Raw genomic sequence first — 15,458 nt, 5'->3', positions numbered from 1 at the left:
GCAAGCACAGACTCATCCACATCCAGATTTATTGTTCTCTCAAAGAGATCAACCGAAATGGTATCCCCCTCTTCAACAAGCCCTATCGGCCCTCCGGCAGCGGCCTCGGGTGCAACATGGCCCACACACGGGCCCCTTGTCCCGCCTGAAAACCTGCCGTCAGTTACAAGTACCACACTTTTGTAGCCAAGCCCCATCAGTGCTGATGTCGGGGAGAGCATCTCAGGCATTCCCGGTCCGCCTTTTGGCCCTTCATAGCGGATTACAACAACGTCCCCCTCGTTTATATTCCGGGACAGTATCGCATCCATAGCTTCGGATTCCCCTTCAAACACTCTTGCAGGGCCCGAGTGCCTCCACATATCATCAATGACAGCTGCCGACTTTATAACAGAGCCGTCAGGTGCAAGAGTGCCTTTTAGAATCTTCAGGCCGCCTGCCTCATGGATCGGATCCTCAGGGCTGCGGATTACTTTTTCATCTACATACGGGGCATTGTCTGCGATATCGTATATTGTTCTGCCCGACACCGTGATGTTGTTCTCAAGATGTCCTTTAATCTGTTTTAATACAGCAGGAATACCCCCAGAGCGGTGAAGCGTCTGCATTGAATGCGGGCCTCCGGGCTGCATCGAACAGATATGGGGCACGGTATCACTCATTTTGTTGAAGTCGTCAAGAGTCAGGGGCACTCCCGCCTCCTGTGCAACCGCCATCAGGTGAAGAACAGTGTTTGTCGAGCCTCCGAGTGCCATATCAACAGCGATTGCATTCTTCATGGATTTGAGGGTGATTACATCACGCGGCTTTATATCCTCTTTTAAAAGCTCCATCACAGATACGCCGGTCTCGTATGCAATCCTCATCTTTTCGGCCTCAACCGCAGGTATTGCAGCACAGCGGGGAAGCGACATTCCCATCGCTTCTGTCATACACGCCATCGTATTTGCGGTATAAAGCCCCTGACAGCTCCCGCATCCGGGCATTGCAGCGGATTCAAGTTCAAACAGCTCTTCCTCAGTCATCTCACCGGCAGCGACCTTACCCACACCCTCAAATACATCTGTCAGGGAGAGTTCACACCCACGGCTGTATCCGGGGAGCATGTTGCCGCCTGTCACAACAATTGCCGGTATATTACACCTTGCAGCAGCCATCAGCATGCCGGGCACAATCTTGTCGCATGTGCATATGCAGACAATAGCGTCAAAACGATGAGCATTTATCATAATCTCAACGGAATCAGCTATGTTTTCCCTTGACGGAAGTGAGGATCTCATCCCCTCATGGCCCATTGCAATTCCGTCGCAGACCCCTATTGTGTTGAACTCAAAAGGAACACCTCCGGCGGCGGCTATCCCCTCACGCACCCTTTCTGCAACCTGACGCAGATGGATATGCCCGGGAACAACGGTATTCCAGGAATTTGCAACCCCTATAAAGGGTTTCTTCATCTCCTGATCGGATATTCCAAGCGATCTTATAAGGGACCTGTTTGGCGCCCTTGTGTATCCTGATTTTGCTTCATCGCTGCGCATCTTAACCATTGAAAATAAGGCTCTTGGGAGTATTAAAACAAACGCAAAAAGAAGATGTCCAAAATTAGAAGTTCTAAATATCCTATATGCCCGGAGAGATTTCAGGTCAGAAAAAAGCTGTGGGATGCATGAGTTATTGCCCAAAAATGCCAATAGTTATAGAACTTAAAATATTATTCCGGGAATTGTCACAATATGAAGAAAACAGACGATAATGAACTGCATGAAGGTTTTATAAAAATCAAAAGCAGGAATATCCCTTTTATCGTAGAGTACTCTAAAAACCGCCGTAAAGTGTGTCCCGAAATCAGAGACGGGCCAAAACTTGTAGTGACTGCACCTTTAGGGACAGGAAAGGAAGAGATATATTTTGCTCTGAACAGCAGCCTGAAATGGATTGAACAGAAGTATTCAGTCGCTGAAAAAAACAGCCCGGCAGGAATTTCCGGACTCTCTGTGGCATATGAGAACAAAACATACAAATACACTTTAAAATACGATAAATGGGCCTCAAATTTCAAAATCAAAATTTATGCGGACAAAAATATTGAAGTGATTGTGCCGGCCGCAACAAAACAGGAGGATGCGGAATCATTTGTAAAGGCGAATGTATCAGTAATCCACGAAAAAATAACCGAAGCGGAGAGAAAACCTGTAAAAAAACTGGAATTTAAGGACGGCGGAATTATTTTAATCAAAGGAAAGACTGCCACAATAAAGACAATCAGAACCGGGGATTACTCCGAACCGAAATTAAAAGGCGGTATTCTTACAGTTACACTGCCAAAACTCAAAATGCCCGACAATACGCAGGATGATGAATCCGAGATAGAGAAAGAAATTTCAGCCCTGTTTCACAAAATAACGCAGAACAGGATTGACATTTACGTGCCAAAATACTCAAAACTGTTCGGCATTCGTATCCCGGATACTGAGATCTGCTACTTTAAAACATACTGGGGGAAATGCATGCCGTCAGAAAACCGCGTTATATTCAATGAATTCCTTGCTATGCTCCCTGATTCTCTTATAGAATTTATTGTTGCACACGAGTTGTGCCATTTTTATCAGCCGAATCATAAACAGGATTTTTACAGCACTTTAAGAGAAGTTATGCCTGATGCAGATAAGAGATGCAAAAAAATCGATTATTACGGTATTGGTCTGATAAAAGACGAATGAAGTGAACGGACAGGCACGAAAGTTTTGTCAGCGTTATCATTATCTGTAAATATCGACAATATATAACTTCATCAAAGCCACTGGTCTTTGATTTTTCTGTATGTGCCGGGGTAGTCTAGCCCGGAAAGGCGGTGGCCTCGAAAGCCACTGGTGTTCGCACCTCAGGAGTTCAAATCTCCTTCCCGGCGTTTTTAAAATTATTTCTGGCCTTACGCAATCCGTTTTTTATTTCTTATACCAGCTCCAGACATAAGTAAACTGAAGAAGAAGACCAAAAAAAACACCTGCAACTGCTGCATAATATATGAGGTATATTGTGGGCTGGTCAGGAAAAATCCCTGACAGGATTAAAAGAAGCAGGGCAATCACCGAGAATCTGATGCACCATTCAGCAGGATAGAGCATCTCCCTTAGATTTGTAATTTCTTTCATGATTATTTTTTAATATATATTGAGATTATTTAAACTGTGGTCTGGTTTTTTTGATTATTAAATGATTTTTTTGATCGCGAGTAAGGAGATATAAATGATTAACAGCTATTTTAGAATATGGAGATTTCAGAAAATGAAAGATTGATGCTTGTAAATAAAAAAGAGGAAATTCAAAAAATTACAAGTGAAATATTAGATATCTATCAGGATTCTGAGATGAGAATTGAAATTATAAAAAAATTGAATCATATTTTGGAATTATTAAGTACAATAGCCGGTTATTCAAAACCAGATAGGAATATTGATTCTTTTACAAAACTGGCAGTGTTTATTTCAGGAACATATGGAGAACTTCTGGAGAGCTCAATTTTGCGAGTTCACATAGAGATATTCTGTGCAACAGCAAATTCAGTTCAGTTTAAATTTACAAAATCAGGTTTAAAATTACACATACCAAAAATAGACTTGTCAATAATTAAATTATAATTTTCAACTTATTTTCTGAAATCCACGCCATTCTTTCCTGTGATTTTAATTGCAATTAAATAATTAATAACAATAATCTCCCTAATCCCGCCCCTCTTACATGCATCAGAATTTATCATCCGTTTTGTAGCAACCTGTTCGATCTTAAATCTGTATACAGAATATCAAAAATAAATTATCAGCTTAAATAAAAAAGTTATAACCCAAATATCCTGTTTTGATAAAAAATTATATATCCGAGATTGTACCACATAGTAGTACAGTGAGTAAGACCTTCCCAAAAAGGATGAGGCCACCGTAAGGTGGGTGGGACGAAGTAGGGAAGGGTTCACGTTTTCTTATTATAATATTCAGACGGTTCAGTCTTAATTATTACTTTATCTTCTATTATCCGGTAGTGAACGCCGTCATCAGAACGATGCATCTTATTTACGGCACCTGCAATGAAGTCAACTGCCTGAATACAGGGTTCTTTTTCTGATGCAACATGATTTATTGAAATCAGGTCTTTTTCAACAATACCATTTTGAGGATTATCTATCATCTTAAAGATTATATTCGAGTCAAAATCTTCCCGCTGAATACCATAGAGTGATTTATCAATAAAAATATTAACCGGCCCTTCAGTTTCATAATATGAAACAATGTCTGTTACAAGAAAACTCACAAGATCTCTGTAAATTTTCTGAATATCATTTTTGAAGTGTGATTGTACACAGTTCTTTCTCAGGATAATGTAACCAATCTCCAGATCACATTTTGAAAGGCACTTAAATACCCGGCGTTTTATCTCAGGAGTGCTGTTATTATACTTAAATTCCGGAATGTCCTTCATATTCTTTTTGAGTTTGCAGCGTCGGATGTTCTTGAAACAACGCCTGATTGAAAGTTCATCTCCAACAATTAGAGCTGCAATTATAAAATATTCAGATGCACCGGGTCCAAATCCAAGATCTCCGGACTCGTCAATATAGATTTTCACTCAGAATTCATTTTTATAAATCATCATAGATAACACAATCTTTTTTTATCCAAAATATATCTAAAAATAATCATTTAATTTTCTGACTGAAAAAAAACTAATAATTAGTAACAACAATCTCCCTGATTTCGCCCCTCTTACCGCCGTCTGAGTTAATATTCCTCTTTGCCGAAACCCTGTCAATTTTAAATTTACAGTAAAGATCATCAAAAAAGTCGTCATCAGCGTTTGTATTTTTCGGATCAGAGTTGCTTAAAATCATCTTCGCCCCCTCCGAATCACACTTTTCATAAAATTTCGCAAGCCTTTCCTGTTCGGAATCATCAAAACCGCCTTTTGAATAACCTGTAAATGAAGCAGTGCTGCTTAAAGGTCTGTACGGGGGATCAAAATACACAAACGAATCTTTGTTTATATAACCGGACGACTCTTCAAAGTCACCCAGGTGTATTTTTGTATTCTCAAGAATCTTTGAATCCGTTCTTAAAACATCAGGATAAACAATCTTCGGATTTTTATACCGCCCGAAGGGTACATTGAACTCTCCCTTTGAATTAACCCGGAAAAGTCCGTTAAAGCAGGTCTTATTCAAAAATATCAGCTGACATGCTCTCTGAATCCATTTTTTGCTATAATTTTTAAAATTGATATCCGGTTTTGTTCTGTTAAACTCGTGACGAACAGAATAAAAGAACTCTTTTCTTCCCTCCTCATCCCGCGACAGATAATCCTGTGTCATTTCGGTGAGGCACTCAATTAATGGCTCAACATCTCTTTTAACAACGCTATAAGCTAAAATCAGCTCTTCATTTATGTCAAAGATATGACACTCTTCAAACGAAAAAATACTGTTGAAATGGAAAAAAAACGCCCCTCCGCCAATAAAAGGCTCAACAAATGTGGAGATCTCACCTGACTTTAACTCCTTTGGAATCCTTCTCTCAAACTCCTCAAGTAACTGGGTCTTTCCGCCTGCCCACTTAAGAAAAGGTCTCGGTTTGGTCTCAGACATAATGATATCTCATAAATTTGTAATCCGTCCGGATTTTTATGTATATTTTAGTTTAATCCTAAATAATTTAGAATTAGCTAAATTATCCGGAATAAAATTTAATAAACGCAAAATTGAGGGCACAGCCCTGATAATGAAAAAGACAGAGAATTACAGTTATTCCTGTACACCTGAAACTTATGTTTCAGTTACTGTTAATAAAAAAATTAATTTGAATAGTCTGAAACACCGGAATGACTCAGGATCATATCCTTAACATTCATTGTCTTCATGGTCTCATCATCGTCCATCATAAAGGCAACTCCCCACCTGTCTGTCGCCCATACAGGATATCCGGACAGATTCTCCGCTACCGGTACAAATGAATTAATCTCATCTCTGGAAATAATATCTTCAAGCTGCCTCTCATCCCCAAACTCCTGACTTAAGAGATCAAGAGCTTTCTTCATCTCCTCAAAATAGGACATCAGAATAAAAGCTGTGCCGTTGTATTTTTTAGGATCCCATTTTTTAATCAGATCTGTAAGAATCACTATATATTCATCCAGCTTCTCTTTTGAAAACAGAGTCCTGTCGTCCCAGTATATCGCTTTTAATTTTGTCATGCTATCAAATATCTCCTAAATTGACCCGCTGCAAAAAAATGTGGAAACTAATATTCCCCCAGTACCCAAGGCCCCCATGATTAAGAATATAACTATATATATGTAACTAATGGGCTTTAATACTGTTGGGCCACAAAAAAGTGTCCCGGCTGAAATAAAAAAATAGAGGAAAGGGTTCAAATCATTAATTTGGAGCAGACATACATATTTTAAGACATTTTCTCACCTGATGAAAAGTCATTACCGAACCTTACAGGAGTCTTTTTTTAAATTAAAAATCCCAAATTTCCCCCAAAAAAATGCGCTTTTTTTATTTGGCAGAAATTTTTGACATGCAAACCTTTTTCTGATAATAACACTGCTATCAGTTTAAACTCCATGGAAAAGTGATGAAATAATGGCTGAAAGACTCGGTAATATACCTGCGGAGATTCGCTGGGATATTGCAACAAAATGTGCAGACGCAATCCCTTTTGCCTATGACAGGGCACTAAGGCAGATTGCAGCTGACAAGCCGGAAGAGATCGAACAGGCAGAGAGACAGATCTGGAAAAACATAGGCAAGCGGCAGGGAAAAGTTGCAAAAGAACTTGGTTATACAGTAAATAATGCTCTTGATCTGGCACAGGCAATAAACGAACTTTCAACAATAATGTTCGGCCCCGAAATGAGAGGTGAGGCAAAACAGGACAAAAACGACAGTGCAGTAACAATAATTAAAAAATGCCCTCTTGTCAATCATACAAAACACTTCAGAAAAGATCCAAAAGAGTCATGCACCCTCTGCAACGCCTACTTTATCTCCGCCGGAGAAAGTATCGACAACAATTACAGGATAGACTTCGACAGGCACATCTGTATGGGTGATCCCTTCTGCCAGATGAGAGTTAGCAAAAGATAAAATATATTATTTTTTTAAAATGAACTATATCACAATTTAAAAAATGTCTTTCTCCCGCACATTCCAGTTTTTTCACAGATTATAAGCCAAAAAAACACTGTTTTCATCAGATATTGCCTTAGATTCTGACTCAGTGTAAGGCATAAATATATATTCTTATAATTCATTTTAGCACCTGTTTTACGGGGATCAAAAAAACAGGGGAGGGGCCGATGTAAATGCAAACTAAAGATGAAATATCAGCTGAAGAAATCCACTGGAGGATAGCATCAGATTTTGCCAGATTTATGCCTCATGCATTCGACGAGGAGATTAGAAAAATTTCAGAGGGCAGATGCGATGCAAAGATAAAAGAAGCGGAATTAAAAATATGGAAAGATGCCGGCATCAGGCAGAAAAAATATGCAATGATGCTAAACTGCCACCTTGAAAACGCAATGGATGTTGCAAATGCATTTGTATTCAACTCAAAAGCCATTTTTGGCCCGGAGATGGAAATAACTGTAAAAGAGGAAAAAGGCGATGCTGCAAAGATCATATGCAATAATTGCCCAATGATTAATCACTCAATTGATACAGGAGCAGAAACAAGGATTGCCTCTGAATTGTGCAGTGTTTTCGCACATTCCGCTGTTCAGAGCCTAAATCCTGCATACAAACCTGTCACTCAAAAAAGCATCTGCAACGGCGATGCATCCTGTGAAATGCTGATAGTAAAAAAATAAAATTTTTATCCGGATTCCGGGCGAAAATAAAGACAGCAGATTTCTATTTTTTTCGCCATAAATCTTTTATCAGGACTTCATTTTTGCAGTGTGGACAGAGGTAAACCTTTTCCGACTCTTCAGACTCCTGACTCTTCTCAAACTGTTTTGCAAATCCCGATGCAAGAACACCGGCCGGAAGGGCAAATATACCTATACCAATCAGGGCAATAACCGAGCCGAATAACTTTCCCCCTAAAGTTATGGGAACAATATCACCATAACCCACAGTTGCAAGTGTTATAACACCCCACCACATCGCTGCCGGAATACTTGTAAACACTTCGGGCTGTGCGGCATGCTCAAACTGATACATCAGGGTTGCAGCAATGATTAAAACAATAAAAAGCACTGCATAGGAGGTTATAAGAGTGTTTTTCTCCGCTTTTAAAACCGCAATAATATTATTTATAGAATCAGAATACCTGACTATCTTAAAAACCCTAAATATCCTTAAAACAATCAGTCCTGTTATATCAACCCCGATAAATACAAGCAGATAAAAGGGAAGGATTACCAGAAGATCAACTATTGCATATGGTGTTAATGCCCATTTTATCCTTCCCCAAAACGGTTTTTGATATTCTTCAGAGATATTGCAGGTCCAGAGTCTGAGAAAATACTCTATTGAGAAAACAACAAGACTTACCAGTGATATAATTACAAAAAGTAAAAAATAATTTTCAAAAAGTGACTTTACACTGACCAGAATTATTGCAGCTATATTGATTACTATAAGAGCTACAATGAAATAGTCAAATAAAAGACTAACAGGATCTCCTTCTTTTGCAGTCTCAAGTATCTCATATATTCTTCTTTTAATGGATTGATAGCCCATCAGACTCTGTTATGATTTCTACAGGGTTAAAATTTCTGATTTAATACAAAAAAATTATTAAAAACCCCGGAGACGGCGGATCAATTAATATACAAAAAATGTAACTCTAAGCCATGCAGGATAAGGGTGACAAAGACAGAACAGGATATGTAAAATATATCATATTTCTCATCGGAATCGTGTGGATTGTAGCAATTGTGACACTTCTTTTTACAGGCAGTACAGGAGAAAAAGACACCCCTGACTACCCGGGAAGCCCGGCAGATGTCACAGGAGAAACCTGGATTCTGACATCTTATTCAGATGAAAACGGACAGGAGAACCCGGCATATGCAAAAAACCCTCCGACCATCCATTTCAACGGTGAAGACAGAGCATCAGGTTCCTCCGGGTGCAACTACTACTCGGCATCTTATCAGATAAAAGATGATACACTTACATTCGGGGTTTTGCTGACAACCGCAATGTTATGCGATGACGAAGCGATGGCACAGGAGGATATTTTTGCATCCCGTCTTGAATCCTCAGCCTTCTACTCGGTCAAATCAGATTATCTGATAATATTTGACAGTTCCGGAGAAGAACTTCTTAAATTTTTCAGGTTTAAACTTCCGGGAACAGTCTGGAGACTGACCGGATACAAAGAAGAAGGTTCGGGCCTGAGATCTGTTTCAATGAGCCCTGTTATAACAGCTGACTTTAAAACAGACGGAACCCTGTCCGGTTATTCGGGCTGCAACAATTATTTTGCATCATATTCGGCAGACAAGGGCTCAGTTGATATCTCAGCTCCCGGTTCAACACTTATGGCCTGCACCCCTAACGAAGATACCGTTTCTGAAAGCAGTTATCTAAAACTTCTCGAAATGGCAAAAGGCTACAGCCTTTCAGGAAACAGACTCGTCCTGACAGATGAAACAGGAGCCATAATACTGGAATATACCCCCTATACCCTTCCCGGAACAGAATGGGAGCTTGTCTCATACAATAACGACGCAGGAGGAGTCGAATCCGTCCCCTCAGGAATCATAATCTCAGCAAATTTCGGATATGACAAAAAACTAACAGGTAATTCCGGATGCAACAGTTATTTCGCAGATTACACTCTTTCAGGCGGTTTAATCAAAATATCAGGAGTGGGTTCAACAGAGATGGCATGTGAAGATCAAATAATGAAAATGGAGAATATATACCTAAACCTTCTTCAAAAATCGGAATCCTTCAGCCTTTCCGGCGGGACTCTTACATTAAAAGACGCTGAACAAACAACCCTGCTTGTATTCAAAGAAATTTAAATCCTTTTTTAAAAAATTAGTCACAGGTAAGGCAGAGACATAACCCATCTCGTCCCGGCGCCTCTTTCAAGTTTTATCGTCCCTTCAAGCTGCATCTCAACAATATTCCTGACAAGAGTCATACCCAGAGACTCAATTTTTAAGAGATCAAAATCATCAGAGATTCCAACTCCGTCATCACCTACAACAAGGCTGACAGAGTCATCCGTGCAGTCCATTTCGATATAGATTCTGCCTTTATCTCTTCCCAAAAAGGCATACTTTATGGAATTAGTTAATAGTTCATTTACGACAAGACTCACAGGTATTGCAAGATTAAGACCCAGCTGACAGTCTTTTGCATCCACATCAAATTTGATTCTGACATCAGGTGAATAGTTGTTTATAATCTCCTCACCTAGAGAGCGGAAATGCTCACCTGCCGGTATTGTGGAAATTGAGGAAGACCTGTACAGACCCTCATGAACAGCAGCAATTGAAAAAATTCTCGTCTCTGCATCCCGCAGGGAATTTATGACATCATCGGTGCGGGCAGTTCTGGCCTGCATTGACAGAAGTGAGTTGATAAGTGCAAGATTGTTCTTAACACGGTGATGAACCTCCTGAAGAAGAATTGTCTTCTCGGAAAGTGCCTTTTTTATAAGTCTGGTCGATTCAATCTGATCTGTGATATCAACAAGGAAGTTTAAGGTTGCGGATTTTCCTTTCCACCGGATGACAGTTGTATTAAAATCAAGGATTCTTATCTCGCCTTTGCTGTTGTATGCCCGTATTGTATACTTTTCAGGAAGATAATGATTGTCAGGATTATTTAGCCTGATATTGTGATTTTTTAAGACCTTCTCCCTGTCATCTTCATAGATAAAATCAATAAAATGTCTGGATATGAGAGCCTCATTTGAAATTCCGAGAAATTCTGACGTATAGGGATTTGCGTAGCATATCTTCTCGTTCTGTGTAATCAGAAGATTTATCTTTACATTTTCAACCACACCACGATAACGCTCCTCGCTCTCTTTTAATGCTAAAACAACCTTCTCCTTCTCTGTGATATCAACAAGGAAATTTATTGTTGCAGGCCGCCTGTTCCACTCAATTAAAGCGATATTCACATCTATCGTTTTAATCTCTCCCTTACCGTCGATTACCCTCACTTTATAATTATTCAGCACATCATCAGAGCCTGCCAGCCTTTTTCTGTTCATTTCAAGAACAAAACCAATATCGTCCGGATGAATTAAATCTGAGAAAGGTGTGTTCTTTATATCGTCTAAACTCATTGAGAACATTTCTGCCAGAACAGGACTGGTATAAACTACTTTTTCGTCCTGAAATATCTCAATACCGATAGGAGAGTTGTCAACGAGGCTTCTGTACCTCTGCTCGCTCTTTTTTATCTCCTCATTCAGATTACGGTGAAGAATCGCCGAACCGATAAGAGTTGCCGCAGCACAAAGACCCTCTTTTTCACCTTCCGACCAGTTTTCAGCCTTGCGGCATGTCTCAAAGCAGATAAAACCCCACCACTTATCCGCTGCAAAGACAGGAACAAAAAGAAGAGATTTAAGGCCACGGAATTTAAAAAAATCATTCTCGGGCAATTTTAAATCCTCAACATTTCCAAAGAATGTATCTCCTTTTCGCATTATTTCCTCAAAATCGGGAATCATTGATGAATAGGGGAGGCAGTCCTCAAAAAAAAAGTCATGCTGAACAGGATTTGAATCCCACAAACAAAAAGGCTTCATGCAGATATTGCCCCCGCTGTCATTTTGATTTTCAAAGAGGCAGACCCTTTCAAAACCGGTCAGCCTTCCGATGTTTGAAAGTGTCTCTTTTATCCCCTCCTCAAAGGAAGGGCTGGAGAGAAACTGTTCTGCGGCAAAACCAACTGCCTTTAATACAGACTCCTTCTTTCTCATCCCCTCTTCGGCTTTTAAGGCCCGGTGTCTGCTCACTGCAATCTCAATTGCAGCCTTTATCTCCTGTGAACTTGCAGGTTTGGATAAAAATCCGTATGACCCTGTCTTTACACACCGGTCAATATTCTGATCATCATTGTATGCTGTCAGAAATATAACAGGGATGCTGATTTCGCTGTTTATCCTCTCTGACGCCTCAATTCCATCCATACTGCCTTTTATACGGATATCCATAAGTATTACATCAGGATGTTCCACAAGAGCTAATGATATCGCCTCTTCTCCGGTGCGGGCAACTCCGAGAGTCTTATAGCCCATCTTTGAGAGGACCTTCTCAAGACTTACCCCTATTAAAGCCTCATCTTCTACAATCAGAACCTTTAATCCGTTGCTCAATTACAAAACCCTCCATAACAAAAGATCTTATTCACAGGAATAAAACAATATTTTACAGTTATTTTCATACAGCTCCTGTCAATTATTAATCCTTCTGATACCGGACAGAACTATTAATTTATTCACCCTTGGCCCTGTAAAAACAGATCTCAACATCCTGCTGTGTTACAAGCCCGCCATCTATAATTTCTTCAAGCAGCGGTTTTATCTCCTCTATCTTCTCCTCCGAATCAACAACCTCTATTATCACCGGAAGATCTGTTGAAAGACGAAGAATTGATGACGTATGAACTCTGCTTGTCGCACCAAATCCTGTAATTCCTCTTATTACAGTCGCACCGTAAATTCCGTTTTTACGAAGAAAGCCCATAAGATACTGAAATAACGGCTTTCCTTTGTACTTGTCCGACTCACCTATATAAATCTTTAAAAGTACTGCCTTTGAACCTTTTTTTAGCATCATATGAAAAGACCACCTGTAGTTTTGGCAACAGTCCTTCCAATCCATATTGCCGCAAGTGTTAGTATAAATGTCCCGCCTGTGTTTAGTAAAAATCCGGAGATATTGCTCTCCTCAAGCATACGGAAAGACTCATAACTGAAAGTGGACATCGTCGTAAATGCTCCTATTACCCCGATTGCAAGAAAAATTCTCGTCTCATCACTGAATACTGCTGAAAACTCGGTCATGTACATAACAAACCCGAGAAGAAAACTTCCAATTACATTGACACCCATTGTGCCGACAGGAAAAACAGAATAACCGTCCTGAATCCATCCGGAAAGAAGATAACGGCCGACAGCGCCTATAAACCCTCCTGCACCAACAAGAATTATTGCATTCATAACCTAAAGTCCCGAATTAGTGTTTAAGTTTCTGAAGTTTTGCACTGCAAAGTCATTAATTATTCTTTTAGACTGATTCATATCGGATTTATGCGATAATCTTTTTTTGGCATCAGAATCTCAAATTTAGCGCCCTTTTCAGGTTCACCTGTCTCCCTGATTTCAATTCCTGTAATGGACAGTATTTCCCTTGAGAGGAAGAGGCCAAGACCTGTATTCTTTCCATATCCTCTCTCAAATATCTCATCCTTATACTCTGCCTCAATTCCCACACCATTATCGCGATAGATAATTTTAAGGCCGTCTTCAGACTCCAGATATAAAATACTGATATGAGTTACATGCCCGCCATGACGTATCGAATTTTCAATCAGATTGTAAAATACCTTTTGAATAAGAGGGTCTGCATACACAAAGAGCCCTTTTAAGGAATTTTCAAAGTGGATATCTGTTGTGACAAGCTGATTTGAAGCAATATCGGCAATTTTTTCCACATTCTGCCATTCGGGTTCATTGACTCCTATATCCTGATAATACCGTGTGAATTCAATCTCCTTCTGAATTGTATCAACAGCTTTGTTTGCAATCTCAATATAATTCCTGAGTTCAGGATTATCCACAAGATCATCCGATAGTTCAAGATAACCCTTTACTACCATAATTGAGTTTAAAATATCGTGTCGTGTTACAGAAGAGAGTATATTCAGTTTTTTGTTTGCCTCTAAAAGAGCCTCTTCCACTTTTTGTATCTCTGAAAAGTCTGTTAAAACATAGTTTAGTCCGGTAATCTGCCCATTTTCCTCCTGAGGTGTAAGTGTGGTGCGTACATGGCGCAGACTGCCATCCGATGCAACAACCCTGAACATATCAGGACCATATTCTCCCTTCAGGCGCTTTTTGAATCCTTCTGTTACCCGGACAACGTCATCAGGATAGATAAACCTTGTAAAATGCTCTCCTGTCACCTCTTCCCGGGTATAACCATATATTTTTTCGAAAACAGGGCTTATATACTCTATATTTCCATTAAGATCCAGAGTGAGTATAACATCACTTATATTCTCAACAAGATTTCTGTATTTCTTCTCACCTGCCACAATCGCCTTTTCAGCCTCTTTGCGGTCGGTGATGTCGCGTATGAAACCCTCAATACTTTCAACTGCCCCGTTTTCATCATAGATATACTGAACATTCATTGATGCCCAAAATTTGCTGCCGTCTTTGCGCCGTCCCCTGACATTATAATCCAGAACTTCTTCTCTTTCCTTCAGGACATTGAAGAGAGTCTGGCGGTCTTCAGAATTGTTGTAAAGAGACATTGCGTAAAGGCCAACCATCTCCTCAGGGGAATTAAACCCGAATATTTTGGCTGCTGCGGGATTTGTCATGATTATTATACCGTCAGGGTCGGTTCTGATATATGCATCCTGCATATTCTGAAGAATTCTCTGATATTTCACCTGACTTTCCCTTAATATCTCATCTGCCTGCATCTTCTCAGTAACATCAGTATAAATGGCAACAATCTCTCCAGAGGCAAGTCTGTACACATAATTGTCGCGCCAGCCTGTAATCCGGTTGTCTTTATATTGTGATACCGGATGATCTTCAGGAATTCCCGTCCTCCAGACTCTCCTGAAAGTCTCAAAGAGATTAAAATCCACAATTCCGGGGAACACCTCAAGGACACTATGCCCGATAACATCCTCTTTTCTGATATCGTCGATATCTTCTGCGGCCCGGTTGAACTCTTTTATTATGAAATCCTCACCGTTTTTGTCCGCTTCATAAACCACAACACCTGATATCAGGTTATCAACGAGCTCCCTGTAACGGACCTGACTCTCCTCTAATACGCTGATAAAAACTTTTTTCAGAGAGATATAACTTACCATCCAGGCGACAAGGACAAATATAGAAGCCCTCAATACAGCACCAAAGAGAATAGCCGAGTCCTTCGTATATGCAAATATAAGTGCAAGATAGAAAAATGCCACAATAATTGAGAATATAAGCCCCTTTCTGCCACAACAGAAAGAGGCGATTACTATAGGAATATAAAAGAGATTCTGAAAAATTATGAAGCATCCCGCATTAAGAGAGAGAATACTGACATAAACGGCAACTGCCATGCTTACTGCTATTATTAACAGTTCAGAATAGTCCGGCAGCTCTTTGGTTTTAATTACCTGAGATTTCATTTATAAATCTCAATAACAATTTCAAAGGTGACATAATAATTTATATAACTATGCAATA

Annotated in this window: 15 protein-coding genes and 1 tRNA gene; 6 read left to right on the top strand and 10 right to left on the bottom strand. The window is 39.8% G+C overall.

The window, feature by feature from the left end; genetic code table 11:
• Positions 1-1,538: dihydroxy-acid dehydratase (gene ilvD / locus ACTB1O_RS08720; RefSeq protein ID WP_462994747.1), on the bottom strand; the 1,538-nt coding region annotated here is incomplete at its 3' end.
• A gap of 195 nt (positions 1,539-1,733) precedes the next feature.
• Here ilvD and ACTB1O_RS08715 point away from each other — a divergent pair.
• Together ACTB1O_RS08715 and ACTB1O_RS08710 are read left to right on the top strand one after the other, a co-directional pair.
• A complete protein-coding gene (locus ACTB1O_RS08715) occupies positions 1,734-2,720 on the top strand; it encodes a M48 family metallopeptidase (RefSeq protein WP_462994745.1) in 987 nt (328 codons plus the stop codon).
• A 104-nt stretch (positions 2,721-2,824) separates the two neighbouring features.
• Positions 2,825-2,908: transfer RNA gene (locus ACTB1O_RS08710), tRNA-Ser, on the top strand.
• 37 nt (positions 2,909-2,945) lie between these two features.
• Here ACTB1O_RS08710 and ACTB1O_RS08705 read toward each other — a convergent pair.
• A complete protein-coding gene (locus ACTB1O_RS08705) occupies positions 2,946-3,152 on the bottom strand; it encodes a hypothetical protein (RefSeq protein WP_462994744.1) in 207 nt (68 codons plus the stop codon).
• A 117-nt stretch (positions 3,153-3,269) separates the two neighbouring features.
• Between ACTB1O_RS08705 and ACTB1O_RS08700 the strand changes: the two genes are divergently transcribed.
• Positions 3,270-3,638, top strand: a complete 369-nt coding sequence (locus ACTB1O_RS08700; protein WP_462994743.1) for a hypothetical protein — start codon at positions 3,270-3,272, stop codon at positions 3,636-3,638.
• A 328-nt stretch (positions 3,639-3,966) separates the two neighbouring features.
• On the opposite strand, the gene ACTB1O_RS08695 is transcribed toward ACTB1O_RS08700, so the two are convergent.
• The 3 genes from ACTB1O_RS08695 to ACTB1O_RS08685 form a co-directional block, all read right to left on the bottom strand.
• The gene (locus ACTB1O_RS08695) at positions 3,967-4,620 is read right to left on the bottom strand and encodes a DUF3800 domain-containing protein (protein ID WP_462994742.1); all 654 of its coding nucleotides are present in this window, start codon (positions 4,618-4,620) and stop codon (positions 3,967-3,969) included.
• A gap of 97 nt (positions 4,621-4,717) precedes the next feature.
• The gene (locus tag ACTB1O_RS08690; RefSeq protein WP_462994741.1) at positions 4,718-5,632 is read right to left on the bottom strand and encodes a DNA adenine methylase; all 915 of its coding nucleotides are present in this window, start codon (positions 5,630-5,632) and stop codon (positions 4,718-4,720) included.
• Between the two features lie 206 nt (positions 5,633-5,838).
• Positions 5,839-6,237, bottom strand: a complete 399-nt coding sequence (locus tag ACTB1O_RS08685; protein WP_462994740.1) for a hypothetical protein — start codon at positions 6,235-6,237, stop codon at positions 5,839-5,841.
• 397 nt (positions 6,238-6,634) lie between these two features.
• Between ACTB1O_RS08685 and ACTB1O_RS08680 the strand changes: the two genes are divergently transcribed.
• Both ACTB1O_RS08680 and ACTB1O_RS08675 read left to right on the top strand, forming a co-directional pair.
• The gene (locus ACTB1O_RS08680) at positions 6,635-7,138 is read left to right on the top strand and encodes a hypothetical protein (RefSeq protein ID WP_462994739.1); all 504 of its coding nucleotides are present in this window, start codon (positions 6,635-6,637) and stop codon (positions 7,136-7,138) included.
• A 218-nt stretch (positions 7,139-7,356) separates the two neighbouring features.
• On the top strand, positions 7,357-7,863 hold the full coding sequence (locus ACTB1O_RS08675) for a hypothetical protein (protein ID WP_462994738.1): 507 nt from the start codon (positions 7,357-7,359) through the stop codon (positions 7,861-7,863).
• Between the two features lie 43 nt (positions 7,864-7,906).
• Here ACTB1O_RS08675 and ACTB1O_RS08670 read toward each other — a convergent pair whose 3' ends face one another.
• Positions 7,907-8,740, bottom strand: a complete 834-nt coding sequence (locus ACTB1O_RS08670; protein WP_462994737.1) for an ion transporter — start codon at positions 8,738-8,740, stop codon at positions 7,907-7,909.
• A gap of 113 nt (positions 8,741-8,853) precedes the next feature.
• Between ACTB1O_RS08670 and ACTB1O_RS08665 the strand changes: the two genes are divergently transcribed.
• On the top strand, positions 8,854-10,035 hold the full coding sequence (locus ACTB1O_RS08665; RefSeq protein ID WP_462994736.1) for an META domain-containing protein: 1,182 nt from the start codon (positions 8,854-8,856) through the stop codon (positions 10,033-10,035).
• Between the two features lie 20 nt (positions 10,036-10,055).
• Here ACTB1O_RS08665 and ACTB1O_RS08660 read toward each other — a convergent pair whose 3' ends face one another.
• The 4 genes from ACTB1O_RS08660 to ACTB1O_RS08645 all read right to left on the bottom strand — a co-directional run bounded on the left by ACTB1O_RS08660 (position 10,056) and on the right by ACTB1O_RS08645 (position 15,400).
• Positions 10,056-12,353, bottom strand: a complete 2,298-nt coding sequence (locus ACTB1O_RS08660; RefSeq protein ID WP_462994735.1) for a PAS domain S-box protein — start codon at positions 12,351-12,353, stop codon at positions 10,056-10,058.
• A 118-nt stretch (positions 12,354-12,471) separates the two neighbouring features.
• Positions 12,472-12,816, bottom strand: coding sequence for a DUF190 domain-containing protein (locus ACTB1O_RS08655; RefSeq protein ID WP_462994734.1), 345 nt, complete (start codon positions 12,814-12,816; stop codon positions 12,472-12,474).
• A complete protein-coding gene (gene crcB, locus ACTB1O_RS08650; RefSeq protein ID WP_462994733.1) occupies positions 12,813-13,199 on the bottom strand; it encodes a fluoride efflux transporter CrcB in 387 nt (128 codons plus the stop codon). The genes ACTB1O_RS08655 and crcB overlap by 4 nt, the downstream gene beginning before the upstream one ends.
• A 77-nt stretch (positions 13,200-13,276) precedes the next feature.
• Positions 13,277-15,400 (bottom strand): PAS domain S-box protein, encoded by a 2,124-nt coding sequence (locus tag ACTB1O_RS08645; RefSeq protein ID WP_462994732.1) that lies wholly within the window; start codon positions 15,398-15,400, stop codon positions 13,277-13,279.
• Positions 15,401-15,458: the final 58 nt, after the last annotated feature.

The sequence above is a fragment of the Methanomicrobium sp. genome, assembly GCF_055145805.1.
This window is presented reverse-complemented; position numbering and strand designations above follow the sequence as displayed.